Source organism: Streptomyces sp. NPDC058674, assembly GCF_042716505.1.
Classification (GTDB): domain Bacteria; phylum Actinomycetota; class Actinomycetes; order Streptomycetales; family Streptomycetaceae; genus Streptomyces.
The window spans coordinates 40,025-57,234 of sequence record NZ_JBHXSC010000008.1; the positions used below are offsets into that span (position 1 = coordinate 40,025).

The 17,210-nt window shown below is 71.4% G+C and carries 8 protein-coding genes; 4 read left to right on the forward strand and 4 right to left on the reverse strand.

Features of this window, described 5'->3' with window-relative positions; all coding sequences use genetic code 11:
* Window positions 1-90: 90 nt before the first annotated feature.
* Both treS and ACFWU6_RS06650 read right to left on the reverse strand, forming a co-directional pair.
* Entirely contained in the window at window positions 91-1,824 is a 1,734-nt protein-coding gene (treS, locus tag ACFWU6_RS06645; protein WP_383978941.1) for a maltose alpha-D-glucosyltransferase, read from the reverse strand.
* On the reverse strand, window positions 1,821-3,815 hold the full coding sequence (locus ACFWU6_RS06650) for a maltotransferase domain-containing protein (RefSeq protein WP_383978944.1): 1,995 nt from the start codon (window positions 3,813-3,815) through the stop codon (window positions 1,821-1,823). The genes treS and ACFWU6_RS06650 overlap by 4 nt, the downstream gene beginning before the upstream one ends.
* Window positions 3,816-4,867: 1,052 nt before the next feature.
* On the opposite strand from ACFWU6_RS06650, the gene glgP reads away from it, so the two are divergent.
* Window positions 4,868-7,510 carry an alpha-glucan family phosphorylase gene (gene glgP / locus ACFWU6_RS06655; RefSeq protein WP_383978947.1) on the forward strand — a complete coding sequence of 881 codons (2,643 nt, stop codon included), beginning with the start codon at window positions 4,868-4,870 and terminating at the stop codon, window positions 7,508-7,510.
* 160 nt (window positions 7,511-7,670) lie between these two features.
* Here the strand turns inward: glgP and ACFWU6_RS06660 are convergent, their stop codons facing one another.
* Window positions 7,671-9,938: a M4 family metallopeptidase gene (locus ACFWU6_RS06660; protein WP_383809426.1), complete on the reverse strand. Its 2,268-nt coding sequence runs from the start codon at window positions 9,936-9,938 to the stop codon at window positions 7,671-7,673.
* Between the two features lie 383 nt (window positions 9,939-10,321).
* Here ACFWU6_RS06660 and ACFWU6_RS06665 point away from each other — a divergent pair, with 383 nt between their 5' ends.
* A complete protein-coding gene (locus ACFWU6_RS06665) occupies window positions 10,322-11,797 on the forward strand; it encodes a sugar transferase (RefSeq protein ID WP_383978950.1) in 1,476 nt (491 codons plus the stop codon).
* Window positions 11,798-11,815: 18 nt separating this feature from the next.
* Here the strand turns inward: ACFWU6_RS06665 and ACFWU6_RS06670 are convergent, their stop codons facing one another.
* A complete protein-coding gene (locus tag ACFWU6_RS06670) occupies window positions 11,816-12,760 on the reverse strand; it encodes a GDP-L-fucose synthase family protein (RefSeq protein WP_383809432.1) in 945 nt (314 codons plus the stop codon).
* A 260-nt stretch (window positions 12,761-13,020) separates the two neighbouring features.
* Between ACFWU6_RS06670 and gmd the strand changes: the two genes are divergently transcribed.
* Together gmd and ACFWU6_RS06680 are read left to right on the forward strand one after the other, a co-directional pair.
* Complete coding sequence (gmd, locus tag ACFWU6_RS06675; RefSeq protein ID WP_383809434.1) at window positions 13,021-14,034, forward strand: GDP-mannose 4,6-dehydratase; 1,014 nt, start codon at window positions 13,021-13,023, stop codon at window positions 14,032-14,034.
* A 246-nt stretch (window positions 14,035-14,280) separates the two neighbouring features.
* Window positions 14,281-17,064, forward strand: coding sequence for a DNRLRE domain-containing protein (locus ACFWU6_RS06680; RefSeq protein WP_383809436.1), 2,784 nt, complete (start codon window positions 14,281-14,283; stop codon window positions 17,062-17,064).
* The last annotated feature ends 146 nt before the right edge of the window (window positions 17,065-17,210 follow it).

The window sequence follows — 17,210 nt, forward strand, 5'->3', positions numbered from 1 at the left end:
AGTGTCGGGTCAGGATGATCCGTACAGGGGCGGGCGATTGACCCATTCGCGCTGCCCGCCCCCCTTTCTCGGGTCCGCTTCGACGGTCGGCTACTGCTCGGCGCGCAGCTCGGTTCGCTTTTCGGTGCGCGTCTCGTTGCGGAGCCGGAACCAGTAGAAGCCGTGCCCCGCCAGGGTCAGCAGGTACGGCCACTCGCCGATCGGCGGGAAGCGCACGTCGCCCGTGAGCTCCACCGGTACCCGTCCGTTGAACGACCGCAGGTCCAGCTCGGTGGGCTGCGCGAAGCGCGAGAAGTTGTGCACGCACAGCACCAGGTCGTCCCCGTGCTCACGGAGGAATGCCAGTACCGCCGGGTTCGACGACGGCAGTTCCGTGTACGAGCCCAGTCCGAAGGCGGGGTTCGCCTTGCGGACTTCGATCATCCGGCGGGTCCAGTGCAGCAGCGAGGAGGGCGACGCCATGGCCGCCTCGACGTTGGTGACCTGGTACCCGTGGACCGGGTCCATGATGACCGGCAGGTTCAGCCTGCCCGGATCGCAGGAGGAGAAACCGGCGTTGCGGTCCGGGGTCCACTGCATGGGCGTGCGCACGCCGTCGCGGTCGCCGAGCCAGATGTTGTCGCCCATGCCGATCTCGTCGCCGTAGTACAGGACCGGCGAGCCGGGCAGCGACAGCAGGAGGGCGGTGAACAGCTCCATCTGGTTGCGGTCGTTGTCCAGGAGCGGGGCGAGCCGGCGCCGGATGCCGATGTTGGCCCGCATCCGCGGGTCCTTGGCGTACTCGGCGTACATGTAGTCGCGCTCTTCGTCCGTGACCATCTCGAGGGTGAGCTCGTCGTGGTTGCGCAGGAAGATGCCCCACTGGCAGCGCTCCGGGATCGCCGGGGTCTTGGCCAGGATCTCGGAGACGGGGTAGCGGGACTCCCTCCGCACGGCCATGAAGATGCGCGGCATGACGGGGAAGTGGAAGGCCATGTGGCATTCGTCCCCGCCCTTCGAGAAGTCGCCGAAGTAGTCGACGACGTCCTCGGGCCACTGGTTGGCCTCGGCGAGCAGGACGGTGTCCGGGTAGTGCGCGTCGATCTCGGCGCGGACCCGCTTGAGGAGGGCGTGGGTGCGCGGCAGGTTCTCGCAGTTGGTGCCCTCCTCGGCGTACAGGTAGGGCACGGCGTCGAGGCGGAAGCCGTCGATGCCGAGGTCCAGCCAGAAGCGCAGCGCCGAGACGATCTCCTCCACCACGGCCGGGTTCTCGTAGTTGAGGTCCGGCTGGTGGGAGAAGAAGCGGTGCCAGTAGTACTGCTTGCGCAGCGGGTCGTACGTCCAGTTCGAGGTCTCGGTGTCGACGAAGATGATGCGGGCGTCCTGGTACTGCTTGTCGTTGTCGGCCCACATGTAGTAGTCGCCGTACGGGCCCTCGGGGTCCTTGCGCGACTGCTGGAACCACTCGTGCTGGTCGCTCGTGTGGTTCATGACGAAGTCGATGATCACTCGCATGCCGCGCTGGTGCGCGGCGTCCACGAACTCCACGAAGTCGGCGAGGTCGCCGAATTCGGGGAGCACGGAGGTGTAGTCGGAGACGTCGTAGCCCCCGTCGCGGAGGGGCGAGGCGAAGAACGGCGGGAGCCAGAGGCAGTCGACGCCGAGCCACTGGAGGTAGTCCAGCTTGGCGGTGAGCCCCTGGAGGTCTCCCACGCCGTCGCCGTTGGTGTCGTGGAAGGAGCGGACGAGGACCTCGTAGAAGACCGCCCGCTTGAACCAGTCGGGATCGCGGTCCTTGGCGGGGGTGTTCTCGAAGGTGTCGTGGACGGGATCGTTGATCATCATGTGGTGGGTGACCCTCCGGTGGGCGGGGACGGTCGCAGAGCGGCCAGAACGTGCGCGGGCGTACGGCCCGGCTCTAGACGCACGTAGTTCGCCCTGCCCCAGTGATAGGTCTCGCCGGTGAGCTCGTCGCGCACCGCGAGGGACCCGTGCCAGTCGAGGCCGAGTACCGGCATGTCCAACGAGACCGTCGCCTCCTGGGTGTGGTGCGGATCGAGGTTGACGACCACCAGTACGGAATTGGCTCCGGCGTGCTTCGAATAGGCGATCACCTGTTCGTTGTCGGTCGGATGGAAGTGGATGTCGCGCAGCTGCTGGAGGGCGGGATTGCGGCGGCGCAGTTGGTTCAGCGCCGTGATCAGCGGGGCGATGGTGGTGCCGTCGCGCTCGGCGGCGGCCCAGTCGCGTGGCCGGAACTCGTACTTCTCGGAGTTCAGGTACTCCTCGCTGCCCTCCCGCACCGGGGTGTTCTCGCAGAGTTCGTACCCGGCGTAGACGCCCCAGGCGGGGGAGAGGGTGGCGGCGAGGACCGCGCGCACCTCGAAGGCCGGCCGGCCGCCGTGCTGAAGGTACGCGTGCAGGATGTCCGGGGTGTTGACGAAGAAATTCGGCCGCATGACGGAGGCCGACCGGGTGCCGGACAGCTCGGTCAGGTACTCCGTCAGCTCGGCCTTGGTGTTGCGCCAGGTGAAGTACGTATACGACTGCTGGAAGCCGACGGCGGCGAGCGCGCGCATCATCGCGGGGCGGGTGAAGGCCTCGGCGAGGAAGATCACGTCAGGGTCGGACTTGTTGATGTCCGCGATCACCTTCTGCCAGAAGACGACAGGCTTGGTGTGCGGATTGTCGACCCGGAAGATCCGTACGCCGTGGTCCATCCAGTGCCGCAGGATACGCACCGTCTCCTGAACGATCCCGGCCATGTCGGTGTCGAAGTGGATCGGATAGATGTCCTGGTACTTCTTCGGCGGGTTCTCGGCGTACGCGATCGTCCCGTCGGCGCGGTGGCGGAACCACTCCGGGTGCTTCTCCACCCAGGGATGGTCCGGGGAGCACTGGAGGGCGAAGTCCAGCGCGATCTCCATGCCCAGCTCGCGGGCGCGCGCGACGAAGGCGTCGAAGTCCTCCATGGTGCCGAGCTCGGGGTGGACGGCGTCGTGCCCGCCCTCCGTGGAACCGATGGCCCAGGGCACGCCGGGATCCCAACTGCCCGCCGACAGGGTGTTGTTCGGACCCTTGCGGTACGTGGAGCCGATGGGGTGGATCGGAGGCAGGTACACCACGTCGAAGCCCATCCCGGCGACCGCGGGCAGCCGCTCCGCGGCCGTCCGGAAGGTCCCGCCGACCGGCGCCGCGCCCGGTTCGAGCACGGCCCCCTCCGACCGGGGGAACATCTCGTACCAGGAGCCGAAGAGGGCCCGCTTGCGCTCGACCAGCAGGGACATCGGCTTGGCGGCGCTCACCAGCTCCCGGTACGGGCGCCTCGCGAGCGCGGCGTCCACGGCGGGGTCGAGGGCGGCCGCGTACCGCTCGGCGACCGGCCGGTCCTCGTCCCGCAGGATTCCGGCGGCGCCCAGCACGGCCGCACGGCCGTCCCGCTTGGGAATCTTGGCGCCGGCCCGGGCGAGCAGCTCGGCTCCCTCCAGCAGCACCAGCCCGGTGTCGATCCCGGCCGGGATCTTGATCGCCGCGTGCGCCCGCCAGGTGGCCACCGGATCGCTCCAGGCCTCGACGGTGTACGTCCACCTCCCCTCGGTGTCGGCGGACACGCGGGCGCCCCACCGGTCGGTACCGGGGGCGAGCTCGCGCAGGGGCACGGGGGGCCGCAGCCGCCCGCTCGGATCTCGTAGGACCACGTGGGCGGCGACGGCGTCGTGTCCCTCGCGGAACACGGTGGCCGAGACCTCGAAGACCTCGTCCACCACCGCCTTGGCGGGTCTGGCGCCGCAGTCGACGGCGGGGCGGACGTCCAGCACGGGAATGCGACCGATCATGATGGGATCACCTGGGGGCAGTTCGCGGGGCTCGGTGACAACAGGCCAGCCGGCATCACGGCTGGTAGTGCACGCTCTGTTCGCTCTGTTTCTAGCCGCTCGGAAGACGGCTGGGCTGCGGGCATGGCCGCTCCTGTCCGCGTTCACTCGGGTGGCGGGGAGAGGTCGGGGGCGGGTGCGCCGTGCGTGCACCACGCGTACCCGGGGAGCCCTTCCCACTCTCACCCCGCCCAACCCGGCTCGCTGGTTAACTACTCGTACGTAGGTGCAGGGGTGACATCCGGCACCGGAAACGACGTCCGCCGACGCTCCGTCAGGTCGGGGCGGGCGGTCGACGTGCGGTGCGGCACCCTCCGTCAGGCCTGGCTCACGGGCCCCACGGGCCTTGCGCGCCCCGGGTACGGGCGGGGTGACGGGACTGTGATCGCCGTTCTCGTGGGCCGGATCGTGAGCGCCCTCCTCCCGGACCCGGTGGCCCCGCGCCGTGAACGGCGCGAGCGGCGGGCGTGGGCGCCGGGGGACGGGGACGGCCTGCTCGGCCCGCGTGCTCGGCGAGCGGCCCACCGGCGCGACGGCGCCCTGGTCCCCCTCTCGGTTTCCCTGCGGCCGCCCCCGCATGCGCGGCCCGCCGCGGCCGCCCCCCGGACCGGTGCTTCCCGGCCACCCCCCGATCCGCCTCCCGCCGGCCCGGGACACCCCCGCACGGGGCGGCGCGCTCGCCGGTACGTGGTGCTCCGGGCCCCGCCGCGGGCGGAGCGGGGCCCGGTCGCGGACCGCCGGCGGCTCCGTGGGTGCGCTCCAGCTCGACCGGATACCGCACGCAGCCGCGGGCCGGGGCCCGCGGCTGCGTGCGGTCCCGCCCCCGGGGCGGGCGCGCGGTGGGGCCGGGCGCCGGACCGACGGGCCGGCGGGCCGTCAAGAGGGGGCGTCGAGGGGCACTCGAGGCGCCATGGCCGGGAGGCGGCCGGCTCGCTAGCCTTCCGGGGGTGATGCGCGGGTGCACAGCGTGGTGCGGCCGCTCCGATCCGCAATCCCCTGCGAAGGTGGAACGTGTGAAGGCTATCCGTCGATTCACCGTGCGCCCCGTCCTCCCGGAGACCCTGCTGCCGCTGACCGACCTCGCGCGCAATCTGCGCTGGTCGTGGCATGCCGAGACCCGCGAACTCTTCCAATCCGTCGACCCCGAGGGCTGGCAGGCCGCCGGCGGCGACCCCGTCCGCCTGCTCGGCGCCGTCTCAGCCGCCCGGCTCGCCGAGCTGGCCGCCGACCGGCGGTTCCTGCGGCGGCTCGCCGTCGTCGCCGCCGACCTCGACGACTACGTCAACGGCGGGAGGTGGTACCAGGGCCAGGGACAGGAGTCCGCGGGCACGCTGCCCGCCGGCATCGCCTACTTCTCGCCCGAGTTCGGTATCACCGCCGCCCTGCCCCAGTACTCCGGCGGCCTCGGCATCCTGGCCGGAGACCACCTCAAGGCCGCCAGCGACCTCGGCGTCCCCCTCATCGGAGTGGGCCTCCTCTACCGCCACGGCTACTTCCGCCAGTCGCTCTCCCGCGACGGCTGGCAGCAGGAGCACTATCCGGTGCTCGACCCCAACGAACTGCCGCTCGACCTGCTGCGCCAGGAGGACGGCACCCCGGCCCGGGTCTCGCTGACCCTCCCCGGCGGCCGGGCCCTGCACGCGCACATCTGGCAGGCCCGCGTCGGCCGCGTGCCGCTGCTGCTCCTGGACTCCGACGTCGAGGACAACGACGTGCCGGCCCGCGAGGTGACCGACCGCCTCTACGGCGGCGGCAGCGACCACCGGCTGCTCCAGGAGATGCTGCTGGGCATCGGCGGCGTCCGCGCCGTCCGCGCGTACTGCGCCATCACCGGCCACCCCGACCCGGAGGTGTTCCACACCAATGAGGGCCACGCCGGCTTCCTCGGGCTGGAGCGCATAAGGGAACTGGAGCGGGAGCCCGGCCTGGACTTCGACGCCGCCGTCGAGGCGGTCCGCGCCGGCACCGTGTTCACCACGCACACCCCCGTCCCCGCCGGGATCGACCGCTTCGAGCGCGCCCTGGTCGCCCGGCACTTCGGGGACGGCGGGGAGCTGCCCGGCGTCCCGGTCGACCGAATCCTTGAGCTGGGCGCCGAGTCCTACCCCGGGGGCGATCCCGGGGTGTTCAACATGGCGGTCATGGGGCTGCGCCTGGCCCAGCGGGCCAACGGGGTGTCCACCCTGCACGGCGCCGTCAGCCGGGAGATGTTCGCCGGCCTGTGGCCCGGCTTCGACCCGGCCGACGTGCCCATCACCTCCGTCACCAACGGGGTGCACGCCCCGACCTGGGTGGCCCCCGAGGTGGTCCGGCTCGGCGCCCGCCAGATCGGCGCGGGCCGTACCGAGGACGCGCTGTCCGTCGGCGGCTCCGCCCGCTGGGACGCGGTCGCCGACATCCCCGACCAGGACGTGTGGGACCTGCGCCGGGTGCTGCGCGAACAACTGGTGCAGGAGGTGCGGGACCGGCTGCGGGCGTCATGGCGCCAGCGCGGGGCGGCCGAGGCCGAGCTGGGCTGGGTGGACTCCGTCCTCGACCCGGACGTGCTGACCATCGGCTTCGCCCGGCGCGTGCCCTCGTACAAGCGGCTGACGCTGATGCTGCGCGACCCGGACCGGCTGCGCAGGCTGCTGCTGGACCCGGACCGGCCCGTGCAGATCGTGGTCGCGGGCAAGGCGCACCCGGCGGACGACGGCGGCAAGCGCCTCGTCCAGGAGCTGGTGCGGTTCGCGGACGACCCGAAGGTGCGCCACCGGATCGTCTTCCTGCCCGACTACGGCATGGCCATGGCACAGAAGCTCTACCCCGGCTGCGACGTCTGGCTGAACAACCCCCTGCGCCCCTTGGAGGCCTGCGGCACCAGCGGGATGAAGGCCGCCCTGAACGGCTGCCTCAACCTGTCCGTGCTGGACGGCTGGTGGGACGAGTGGTTCGAGCCCGACTTCGGCTGGGCCATCCCGACCGCGGACGGGCTCGGCGCGGACGAGGACCGCCGCGACCACCTGGAGGCGAACGCCCTCTACGACCTGATCGAGGGCCGGGTCGCGCCCCGCTTCTACGACCGGGTCGGGCGCAGCGGGCTCCCCGTGCGGTGGATCGAGATGGTCCGGCGCACGCTGGCCTCACTGGGGCCGAAGGTCCTCGCCGGCCGGATGGTGCGGGAGTACGTGGAGCGGCTGTACGCCCCGGCCGCGCTCGCCCACCGGGCGCTGACCGCCGACGCGGCGCGCGGCCTGGCCGGGTGGAAGGCGCAGGTCCGCGCCGCTTGGCCGCGGATCGCCGTCGAGCACGTGGAGGCCGTCGCCGCGGCCCCGGTGAACGGCACGGCCGAGCTCGGGGCGACGCTGACCCTGCGCGTGCGGGTGGCACTCGACGCGCTCACCCCGGAGGACGTGGAGGTGCAGGCCGTCGCCGGGCGGGTGGACCCGCAGGACGTCATCCGCGACGGGCGGGCCTTCCCGCTCAAGCCCGCCGGCGGACCCGACCTGGAGAACCGCTGGGTGTACGAGGGCCCGCTCGCCCTCGACCGCACCGGGCCCTTCGGCTACACCGTGCGGATTCTGCCCGCCCACCCGCTGCTGGCCGTCCCGGCCGAGCTGGGGCTGGTCTCCGGGCCGGTGGACGCGGACGCGGGCGGCGGGGTGCTGCTGCGCTGATCCGCCGGGGGCGTCCCGTCGGCCGGGTCCGTCCCGAGCGGCGGGGCCGGTGGACCGTCCCATGGAACAGGGCCGCCCGGGGAGGTTTCCTCCCGGGCGGCCCCGTGGTCTTTGCTTCGGCTCCGGCCGTTCAGCGGTGGCCGTCGTCAGCCCCGTGGGGTCAGAACGTGAGCTTCCAGCTGTCGATCTTGCCGACGTCGGCGCTGGCCAGGTCCGCGACCCGCAGCTTCCAGACCCCGTTGGCGACCTCGGAGGAGGCGTTCACGGTGAAGGACTGGACGATGTTGTCCGCGCTGCCGCCGGTGCGGTTGCGCAGGTTGTACAGGGTGCCGTCGGGGGCGACGAGGTCGACCTTCAGGTCACCGACGTACGTGTGCAGGATGTTGACGTCCACCTTGAGGGTGCTCGGGGCGTTGCCCGAGCGGTTCACGGTGATCGGGGAATCGACCGTCGCGTTGTCGGCGATGGCGTAGTCGGTGGTGTTCTCGAAGACGCTCGGCTGGGAGGTGCCGACGGTCCAGGTGAAGGACGCCGTACCCGTCTTGCCCGCCGAGTCGGTCACCGTGACGGTCACGTTGGACGTGCCCGCCGTGGAGGCCGTGCCCGAGATCAGACCGGTGGAGGAGTTGATCGACAGACCGGCCGGCAGGCCGCTCGCCGCGTAGCTCAGCGCGCCCGGGTTGGTGCTGGTGGCCTGGACCTGCAGGCTCACCGCGCCGCCCACCTGGGTGTTCTGGTTGGCGATCGGGTTGACGGTGACGCCGGAGACGATCCGGGGACCGACGTTGACGCCGGCCCAGGCGTTGGCCACGTTGTTGTAGATGGTCGAGCCCTGGCCGTACAGGTCGGCCGCGGCCTTCAACGTCTGGACGCGGGCGTCCGCGTAGTTGGTGTTCGACTTGAAGTAGCCGACCGTCAGCGCGCGGAACCAGATCTTCGAGGCGGCGTCCCGGCCGATCGCGGTGACCGGCAGGCCGTCGGAGGTCGGCGAGTCGTAGCTCACGCCGTTGACGACCTTGGCGCCCGAGCCCTCGGAGGCCAGGTAGTACCAGTGGTTGGCCGGACCCGAGGAGTAGTGGACGTCGATCGAGCCGATGCCCGAGTACCACGCGTCCTTGGACGAGCCGTCCTTGCTCGGCTTGTCCATGTAGCGCAGCGGGGTGCCGTTGCCGCGGATGTCGATCTTCTCGCCGACGTTGTAGTCGCCGACGTCCTGCGGGTTGTTGGCGTGGAACTCGACGGCCGCCGCCATGATGTCGGAGGTCGCCTCGTTGAGGCCGCCGGGCTCGCCGCTGTAGGTCATGTTGCCGGTGACCGAGGTCAGGCCGTGCGTCATCTCGTGCGCGGCCACGTCGGTGGAGGTGAGGGGCTTGGCGTTGCCGTCACCGTCGCCGTACGTCATGCAGAAGCAGGAGTCCTGCCAGAAGGCGTTCACGTAGTTGTTGCCGTAGTGGACCCGGGTGTACGGGGCCACGCCGTCGTTGCGCAGGCCGTTGCGGCCGTGCACGTTCTTGTAGTAGTCCCACGTGACCGCGGCGCCGTAGTGGGCGTCGGCGCCGGCTGTCTCGAGGTTGGCCGGCAGTCCGTTGCCCCAGACGTCGTCCGGGCCGGAGAAGAGCGTGCCGGTGCCCGAGGAGCCCCGGTTGAGGTTGTACGTCTTGTGGTTGCCGCGCGCGGCGTCGGTGAGCGTGTAGGTGCTGCCCGACTGCGAGGTGCCCAGCGTGACCTGGCCGCTGTACATGGTGTTGCCGGTGCCGGTCTCGACGGCCTGCCACTCGGTGATCTTGGCGCCGGTCTTGGCGTTGGTGACCACGTGCAGCTCGTTCGGAGTCCCGTCGTGCTGGAGGCCGCCGACGACCGTCTCGAACGCGAGCACCGGAGCGCCCTCGGCCGCCCAGATCACCTTCCGGGGGGCCTTGGAGGCCTTGGCATCCTTGGAGCCCTCGGCGTTGGCGGCGGCGACCGCCTGGCCCTCGGCCGCGGCCGGGGTGACGGCGGCGCTGGTGTCCGCGACCTTGATCTCGTGGTTGGTCGCCCTGGTCACGCTCTTGGTGACGCCGTCCTTCGCGTGGACGGTGAGGTCACCGCCGAGCACCGGCAGACCGTCGTAGGTGCGTTCGTACGAGGTGTGCGTGGTTCCGTCCGCGTCCTTGACGACGTCGCGGACGACCAGCTTCTCGCCGCTGCCGAGGCCGAGGGCCCTGGCCGCCTGCGCGGTGGTCGAGTTGGCCTCGGCGAGGAGCGTCGCACGCTCCGAAGCGCTGAGTTTGGCATTGGCCGCGCCCGGGTTGGGCTGGGTGGCCGAGCGTGCCTGGGACGCGGTCGCGTCGGCGGTGGCGGTACCGGACTGTATGCCGACGGCGAGCAGGGCTGCCGCGGCTACGAGAGCGCCGGCCGCGGTGGCACGCCTCTGGGGGGTGGACCTCAACGCAGACTCCTTCTGCAAGGGGGGTTCCGGGCGGCTGGGTGGGCCTCCGGGCAGATCAGGGCTGGTGCGATGAACGGTCGAAGAGTGCCAGCTGCGCGGCGCGATGTCAGGGTCGCGTCAAAAGGTTGGCTGGAAACGGTCCGTTGTCCGAAGAGACGTATCCGGTATCCGAACCATTCACCTTCGCGTGGGCGGAAAATGCGCCCGGCATTCGGAGCGGTTGGTACCGGTTGCTAACGCTTGGGCAACAAGAGGTCTCGTTGCGGCAAACGGCATTTACCGTACTGGCGTTTGTCGTACTGTTTCCCGGTGCGGCAGATGTCCGGTGCCAGGGGAAGCCAAGGACACCCGCCGCCGTCATAGACCACGTGCCAGGGGGGCCCATGAGGCATGTCCATTTTCCTGCGCAAAGAGTGGCCAGAACGGCCCTGGAGTCCGCTGTGCCCGCACGGCGGCTCGGCGACAAGGCCCGCTGGTACCTGCCCGCCGCAGTCTCCGCCGACGTCCTGGGCGCAGCCCTTCCCGTAGGGCTCGTCTTCGCGGCCGCCCAGCAGGTCAGGCCGCTCTACTGCGCCATCGGCGCCGCGCTCGCCTGGACCGGCGTGCAGGCCCTGCGGCGCCGCTACACGTCCCGGGCGCTCGGTGAATCGCGCGGTGTCCTGCCGGTCGTACACGACTGGCTGATTCTCATCGGCGTGCTCGCCGTGGCGCGCGTGGTCACCGAGGAGGACACCCCCCGGCTGTCCGCGCTCGGGGCCCTGGTGCCCGCTCTGCTCATCACCGTCGCCAGCCGCAAACTGACCTACCGTCACCTCTCCGCGGCCCGCCGGGAGGCCCAGGCCGTCAGCCGGGTCCTGGTCGTCGGCGAGCCCGACGCCGCCGAGGACGTCATCGCCCACCTGGCCGCGCGCACCGACCACCCGTACGTGGTCGTCGGCGTGGTCCCGGTCGGATCCGGGCCCCTCACCAGCGGCGTCCCCGTCGCCGCCCGGCTCGGCGAGGTGATGCCGCAGGAGTCCCACGGCGACTCCTCGGCCGTGCTCGGCGCCGTCCGCAGCCACCACGCCGACCTGGTGCTGGTCGCCCCCGGCGCGCGGTTCGCGGGGGAGCGGCTGCGCCGCGTCGCCTGGGCCCTGCACGACGCCAACCTGGAACTGGCCGTCTTCCCCGGACTGGTGGAGGTATCCGTCAAGCGGCTGGAGACCCTGTCCGCGGGCGGGCTCGCCATGCTGCGCGTCGTGCCGCCCGTCAGCCGGGGCGTGCAGACCTTCCTCAAGTCCGCCCTCGACCGGGCGGGCGCGGCGATCGGGCTGGTGCTGCTCTCCCCGTTCTTCCTCGCGATCGTCCTGGCGATACGGATCGGCTCGCGCGGCCCCGCCTTCTACCGGCAGCGCCGCATCGGCCGGGGCGGCGAGCCGTTCGTCATGTGGAAGTTCCGCACGATGGTCGTGGACGCCGACGCGCGCAAGGCGGAGCTGGCCGGGGCCAACGAGAACGACGGCCTGATGTTCAAGATGCGCCGCGACCCCCGCGTGACCCGGATCGGCCGGCTGCTGCGCCGCACCTCGATGGACGAGCTGCCGCAGCTGTTCAACGTGCTCACCGGCCACATGTCGCTGGTCGGCCCGCGCCCGCCGCTGCCGGAGGAGGTGGCGGAGTACGACGACGTCGAGCTGCGCCGACTCACCGTGCGGCCGGGGATGACGGGACTGTGGCAGATCAGCGGAAGGTCCGACCTGTCCTGGGATGAAACGATTCAGCTCGACTTGCAGTACGTGGACAACTGGTCCTTCACCAGTGACGTCGACGTCATGGGCCGCACGCTCCGCGCCGTCGTCGACGGTCGCGGCGCGTACTGAGGGGCCGCCGCTGTGGGATCAGCCCTGCTCGCGCCACCACCGGTAGGTGGCGGCGATGCCGTCCCGCAGCGGGATGCCGGGCTTCCAGCCGAGCGAGGTCAGGCGGGACACGTCCAGCAGCTTGCGGGGCGTCCCGTCCGGCTTGGAGGTGTCCCAGGCCAGGCGGCCGCGGAAGCCGGTCACCTCGGCGACCGTCTCGGCCAGTTCCCTGATGGTCAGGTCCTCACCGCAGCCGATGTTGACCGGCTCGTCGCCGTCGTAGCCGTTCAGCAGCACCGTGCAGGCGGCGGCCAGGTCGTCGACGTGCAGGAACTCGCGGCGGGGGGTGCCGGAACCCCACAGGGTGACTTCGTCCCGCCCCTCGGCGGCGGCCTCGTGGAAGCGCCGCACGAGGGCCGGCAGGACGTGCGAGGACTCCAGGTCGAAGTTGTCCCCCGGGCCGTAGAGGTTCGTCGGCATCGCCGAGATGTACGAGGCGCCGTACTGCTTGCGGTACGACTGGACCTGGACGATGCCGGCGATCTTCGCCAGGGCGTAGGCCTCGTTCGTCGGCTCCAGCGGGCCGGTCAGCAGCGCGTCCTCGCTGATCGGCTGCGGGGCCAGCTTCGGGTAGATGCAGGAGGAGCCCAGGAACAGCAGGCGGTGCACGCCGGCGGAGTGCGCGCCGGCGATGACGCTGAGCTGGATCTTGAGGTTGTCCTCCAGGAACTGCACCGGGTAGGTGCTGTTGGCCATGATGCCCCCGACCTTGGCGGCGGCCAGCACGACGGCGTCCGGGCGGACGTCCTTCAGGTACGCCCCGGTTGCGGCGGCGTCGCGAAGGTCGAGGTCGGCGCGGCCCCGGGTGAGCACCTCGTGGCCGTCGGCGGTCAGCCGCCGGGCGACGGCGGACCCCACGAGGCCGCGGTGGCCGGCGACGAAGACGCGGGCGTTCGGGGGCAGGAGCGGCAACGAACTTGTCATACCGCCGATGATGCCAGTCCGCTCCGGCGGGAGCCGGGCCGGTCCACGCCCCGGGGCCCCGCGCCCGCACCCGCCGTGCCCGCACCGGTCGAGGCCGGAATCCCCTGCAAAGACGTCCCGAACGGACGTGTACGGTACCCATCCAGCCCCCGGGCCGTGGCCCGTACGCGCGGCGCGCCCCCCTGCCGGGGCCTGCCGCACGCGCACCGAGGCACCGCCTCACCACAACGAACAGCACCGACCACCACCAAGGGGACCCCATGGGCAAGACCGCACTGATCACCGGCGTCACCGGGCAGGACGGCTCGTACCTCGCCGAGCTCCTGCTCTCCAAGGGCTACACGGTGCACGGGCTCGTGCGGCGCTCCTCCAGCTTCAACACGGAGCGGATCGACCACGTCTACCAGGACCCGCAGACCGCGAACCGGTCCTTCGTCCTGCACCACGCCGACCTCTCCGACGGCGTCGCCCTGGTGAACCTGCTGCGCGAGATACGGCCCGACGAGGTCTACAACCTCGGCGCGCAGTCCCACGTCCGCGTCTCCTTCGACGCGCCCCTCTACACCGGTGACGTGACCGGCCTCGGCGCCCTGCGGCTGCTGGAGGCGATCCGGGCCAGCGGCATCGACACGCGCATCTACCAGGCCTCCTCCTCCGAGATGTTCGGTGCCACCCCGCCCCCGCAGAACGAGGGCACGCCGTTCCACCCGCGCAGCCCGTACGGCGCCGCCAAGGTGTTCGCGTACTGGACCACGGTGAACTACCGCGAGGCCTACGGCATGTTCGCCGTCAACGGGATCCTCTTCAACCACGAGTCCCCGCGCCGCGGCGAGACCTTCGTAACCCGCAAGATCACCCGCGCGGTCGCCCGGATCAAGGCCGGACTCCAGGAGAAGCTCTACCTCGGCAACCTCGACGCCGTCCGCGACTGGGGCTACGCCCCGGAGTACGTGGACGCGATGTGGCGGATGCTCCAGCAGGACGAGCCGACCGACTACGTGGTCGCCACCGGCGTGGCCGCCACGGTCCGCGAGTTCGTCGAGGCCTCCTTCTCCCACGCCGGTCTCGACTGGAACGAGCACGTGCGCTACGACCCCAAGTACGAGCGCCCCAGCGAGGTCGACGCCCTCATCGGCGACGCCTCCAAGGCCCAGGAGCTGCTCGGCTGGAAGCCGACGGTCCTGGTGGCGGATCTGGCCAAGATCATGGTGGACGCCGACATCCGCCAGGTGGAGGACCAGTTGGCCGGCGTGACGGTCCGCATCGACCGCTGAGGCCCCGCCCTTCCCCTACCCTGTGTCGTGTCCCGGTCATCCGCGCCGTCTCGTGCGCGCGTGACCGGGGCAAACCTGCCGTATGTCCGTAGTGCACCCTCCTTGCGGAACCCTGTTGATTCCAATTTGGTATGCAAGGGGTCAAGTGAGGTGACCGGGCCCTGCGCGAGCCCTAGTCTGCGCCCAGTACATATGGCTGTTCGGACAATTTCAGCCATCAAACCGGGCGATTGCCCTGGGGGGCTCATGCGTAGATCCAGAGGGCTGACTGCTGCCCTCGTCCTGTCACTGGCCGGTGCCGGCGCCGGCATAGGGCTGGTGCTGATGCCTCAGGCGTCCGCCATCACCCAGCCCGTGGCATTCACCGCCGACAACCTGCCGACCTGGCAGACGAACGGCGTCGTCTGGGCGATGGCCCAGGCGAACGGCACCGTCTTCGCCGGCGGGACCTTCTCGGCGGTGCGTCCGCCCGAGGGCGCCGCGGGCGCCGAGCAGGACGCCGTGAACTTCGTCGCGCTCGACGCCGCGACGGGCAACCCGACCGCCTGCAAGCTCTCCTTCACCGTCGGCGAGGGATCGGCGACGGTCCGGGCGCTGGTCGTCTCGAAGGACGGCAAGACCCTGTACGCGGGCGGGTACTTCGGCGCCGTCAACGGCACCCCGGTCTCCAGCGTCGCCGCGATCGACATCGCGAGCTGCACCCCCAAGGCCTCGTTCCACCCGAGCTTCGCCGCCACCGTGCGCGGGCTCGCCGTGACCGACGACACCCTGTACGCGGCCGGCGACTTCTTCAGCGTGGAGGGCGCGACCCGCGAGCGGTTCGCCGCGGTCGACGCCTCCTCCGGCGCGCTGAAGCCCTTCGTCGCCAACGCCGACGAGCCGGGCCGCGCCGTCGAGGTCACCCCCGACGGCAAGAACGTGCTGCTCGGCGGCGACTTCTTCTCCGTCAACGGGTCCAACACGCACGCGCTGGCCGTGGTCAACTCCGCCACCGGCGCGCTCACCAAGACCTACACCAACATCCCGTCGAACTCGGTCGTCAAGGACATCTCCACCGACGACACCGGCTTCTACACGGGCAACGAGGGCTCCGGCGGCGGCGTCTTCGACGGCCGCATCGGCCTGAAGCTCAGCGACTTCACCGAGAAGTGGCGCGACCGCTGCCTCGGCGCCACCCAGTTCGTCCTGCCCTACGACGGAGTGCTCTACAGCTCCTCGCACGCGCACGACTGCTCCACCGAGCAGGAGTTCCCCGACGGCAAGCGGCACTTCCTGCTGGCCCAGCCGACCGACCACGACGGCGCCGCCCCCGCGCCCGTGGACGGCTTCGTGCGCGGTCCGGGCAAGCTCGGGTGGCACCCCACGGCCAACGACGGCATGGAGCTGACCGAGGGCATCGGCCCGCGCGTCATGGCCGTGGCCGAGAAGAACGACGTCAGGTACATGTGGGTCGGCGGCGAGTTCACCCTCATCAACGGCAAGCCGCAGTGGGGCCTGACCCGCTTCGCCTCCACCGGCGACGTCGGCGCGCCGACCACCCCGGTGGCCAGCGCCGCCAGTGTCAAGCCCGGTGAGGCCCAGGTCCGCTGGCGCACCAGCTACGACGCGGACGACAGCAAGCTGACGTACCGCATCTACCGCAACGGCTCGGTCTCGCCGATCCACACCATGACCGCCGACTCCCTGGAGTGGCGGCGTCCCCAGGCCTCCTGGAACGACACCACGGTCAAGGCCGGCCAGTCGTACACCTACCGCGTGACCGCGACCGACGCCGCCGGCAACACCAGCGCGCTGTCGGCCACCGCCGCGGTGACGGTCCCGGCCTCGGTCCAGCCGTACCCGAACCAGGTCCGCGCGGACGGCGCCCAGCTGTACTGGCGCTACGACGACGCGGTCAGCCCGTACGTCGCCGACTCCTCCAACGGCGGCAACACCAGCGGCATCCAGCTGAACGCCCCGGCCCTGCGCCAGAGCCCCGGCGCCGTCACCGGCGCCAGCACGGCCATGGGCTTCAACGGCACCAGCCAGCAGGTCCACAGCGACCGCCGCCAGACGGTCGGCGCCGCCTTCACCATCGAGACCTGGTTCAAGACGAACACCAACCGCGGCGGCAAGCTGGTCGGCTTCGGCAACAACACCGACCGCAACAGCGGCACCTACGACCGCCAGGTCTACATGACCAACACGGGCCGGCTGATCTTCGGCACCTACAACGGCTCCAGCAGGACCATCTCCACCGGCCTGTTCGACACGTACAACGACAACAAGTGGCACCACGTGGTCGCCACCCAGGGCCCCGGCGGCATGGCGCTGTACGTGGACGGCCAGAGCAAGGGCACGCTCAACGCAGCCAGCACGCAGAACTTCGCGGGCTTCTGGCACGTCGGCGGCGACAGCCTGGCCGGCTGGCCCAACCGTCCGACGAGCAACTTCTTCGCCGGACAGATCGACGAGACGGCCGTCTACCCCACGGCGCTCACCCAGGCCCAGGTCAAGAACCACTTCGAGCTGGCCAAGGCGCCCGCCGAGTCGGTCTCCGAGGTCACCGCGACCGAGGACACCTACATCAACCAGGGCGCTCCGAGCACCGCCTACGGCGCGTCCACCTCGCTCGCCGTGCGCGGCACCTCGGCGTACGAGACGTACCTGCGCTTCAGCCTCCCGGCCGCCCCGGCCGGACAGGTCCTGAAGTCCGCGTCCCTCCAGGTCAAGACCACCACGCAGACGGGCGCCGGCACCGCCGACACCGTGTCCGTGGTCCCGGTCACCGGCACCTGGAGCGGGGCGGGCACCACCTTCAAGACCAAGCCCACCCTCGGCACCACCCCGCTCGGCACCATCGCGGGCGTGCCGGACGGCTCGGCGGCCCACACCGTCGAGCTGGACACGGCCGCGGTCTCCGCGGTCCTGGGCAGCAGCTACAGCCTGGGCCTGACGAGCACGGGCACCGACCCGCTGTGGATCTGGTCCGCGGAGTCGACCGCGGCGGAGGGCACTCCCAAGCTGGTCCTCACCTTCGGCCCGAAGTAACCGTCTGACGGCGTGCGGGGGCCGGCCGGGCCCGCCGGGCCCCCCCCCCCCGGGCCCCCCCCCCAGGAAGGGGGGCCCACCCGGGGCCGAACCCCCCCCCCCGGGGGGGGTTTGGGGGGCGCCGCCCCCACGCAGACCCCCCGCCG

Bases quoted from the DNA above. Each gene is read 5' to 3' on its own strand.
- treS (WP_383978941.1), bottom strand. From the start codon at position 1,824: ATGATGATCAACGATCCCGTCCACGACACCTTCGAGAACACCCCCGCC.
- ACFWU6_RS06670 (WP_383809432.1), bottom strand. From the start codon at position 12,760: ATGACAAGTTCGTTGCCGCTCCTGCCCCCGAACGCCCGCGTCTTCGTC.
- ACFWU6_RS06680 (WP_383809436.1), top strand. From the start codon at position 14,281: ATGCGTAGATCCAGAGGGCTGACTGCTGCCCTCGTCCTGTCACTGGCC.
- ACFWU6_RS06665 (WP_383978950.1), top strand. From the start codon at position 10,322: ATGAGGCATGTCCATTTTCCTGCGCAAAGAGTGGCCAGAACGGCCCTG.
- gmd (WP_383809434.1), top strand. From the start codon at position 13,021: ATGGGCAAGACCGCACTGATCACCGGCGTCACCGGGCAGGACGGCTCG.
- ACFWU6_RS06650 (WP_383978944.1), bottom strand. From the start codon at position 3,815: ATGATCGGTCGCATTCCCGTGCTGGACGTCCGCCCCGCCGTCGACTGC.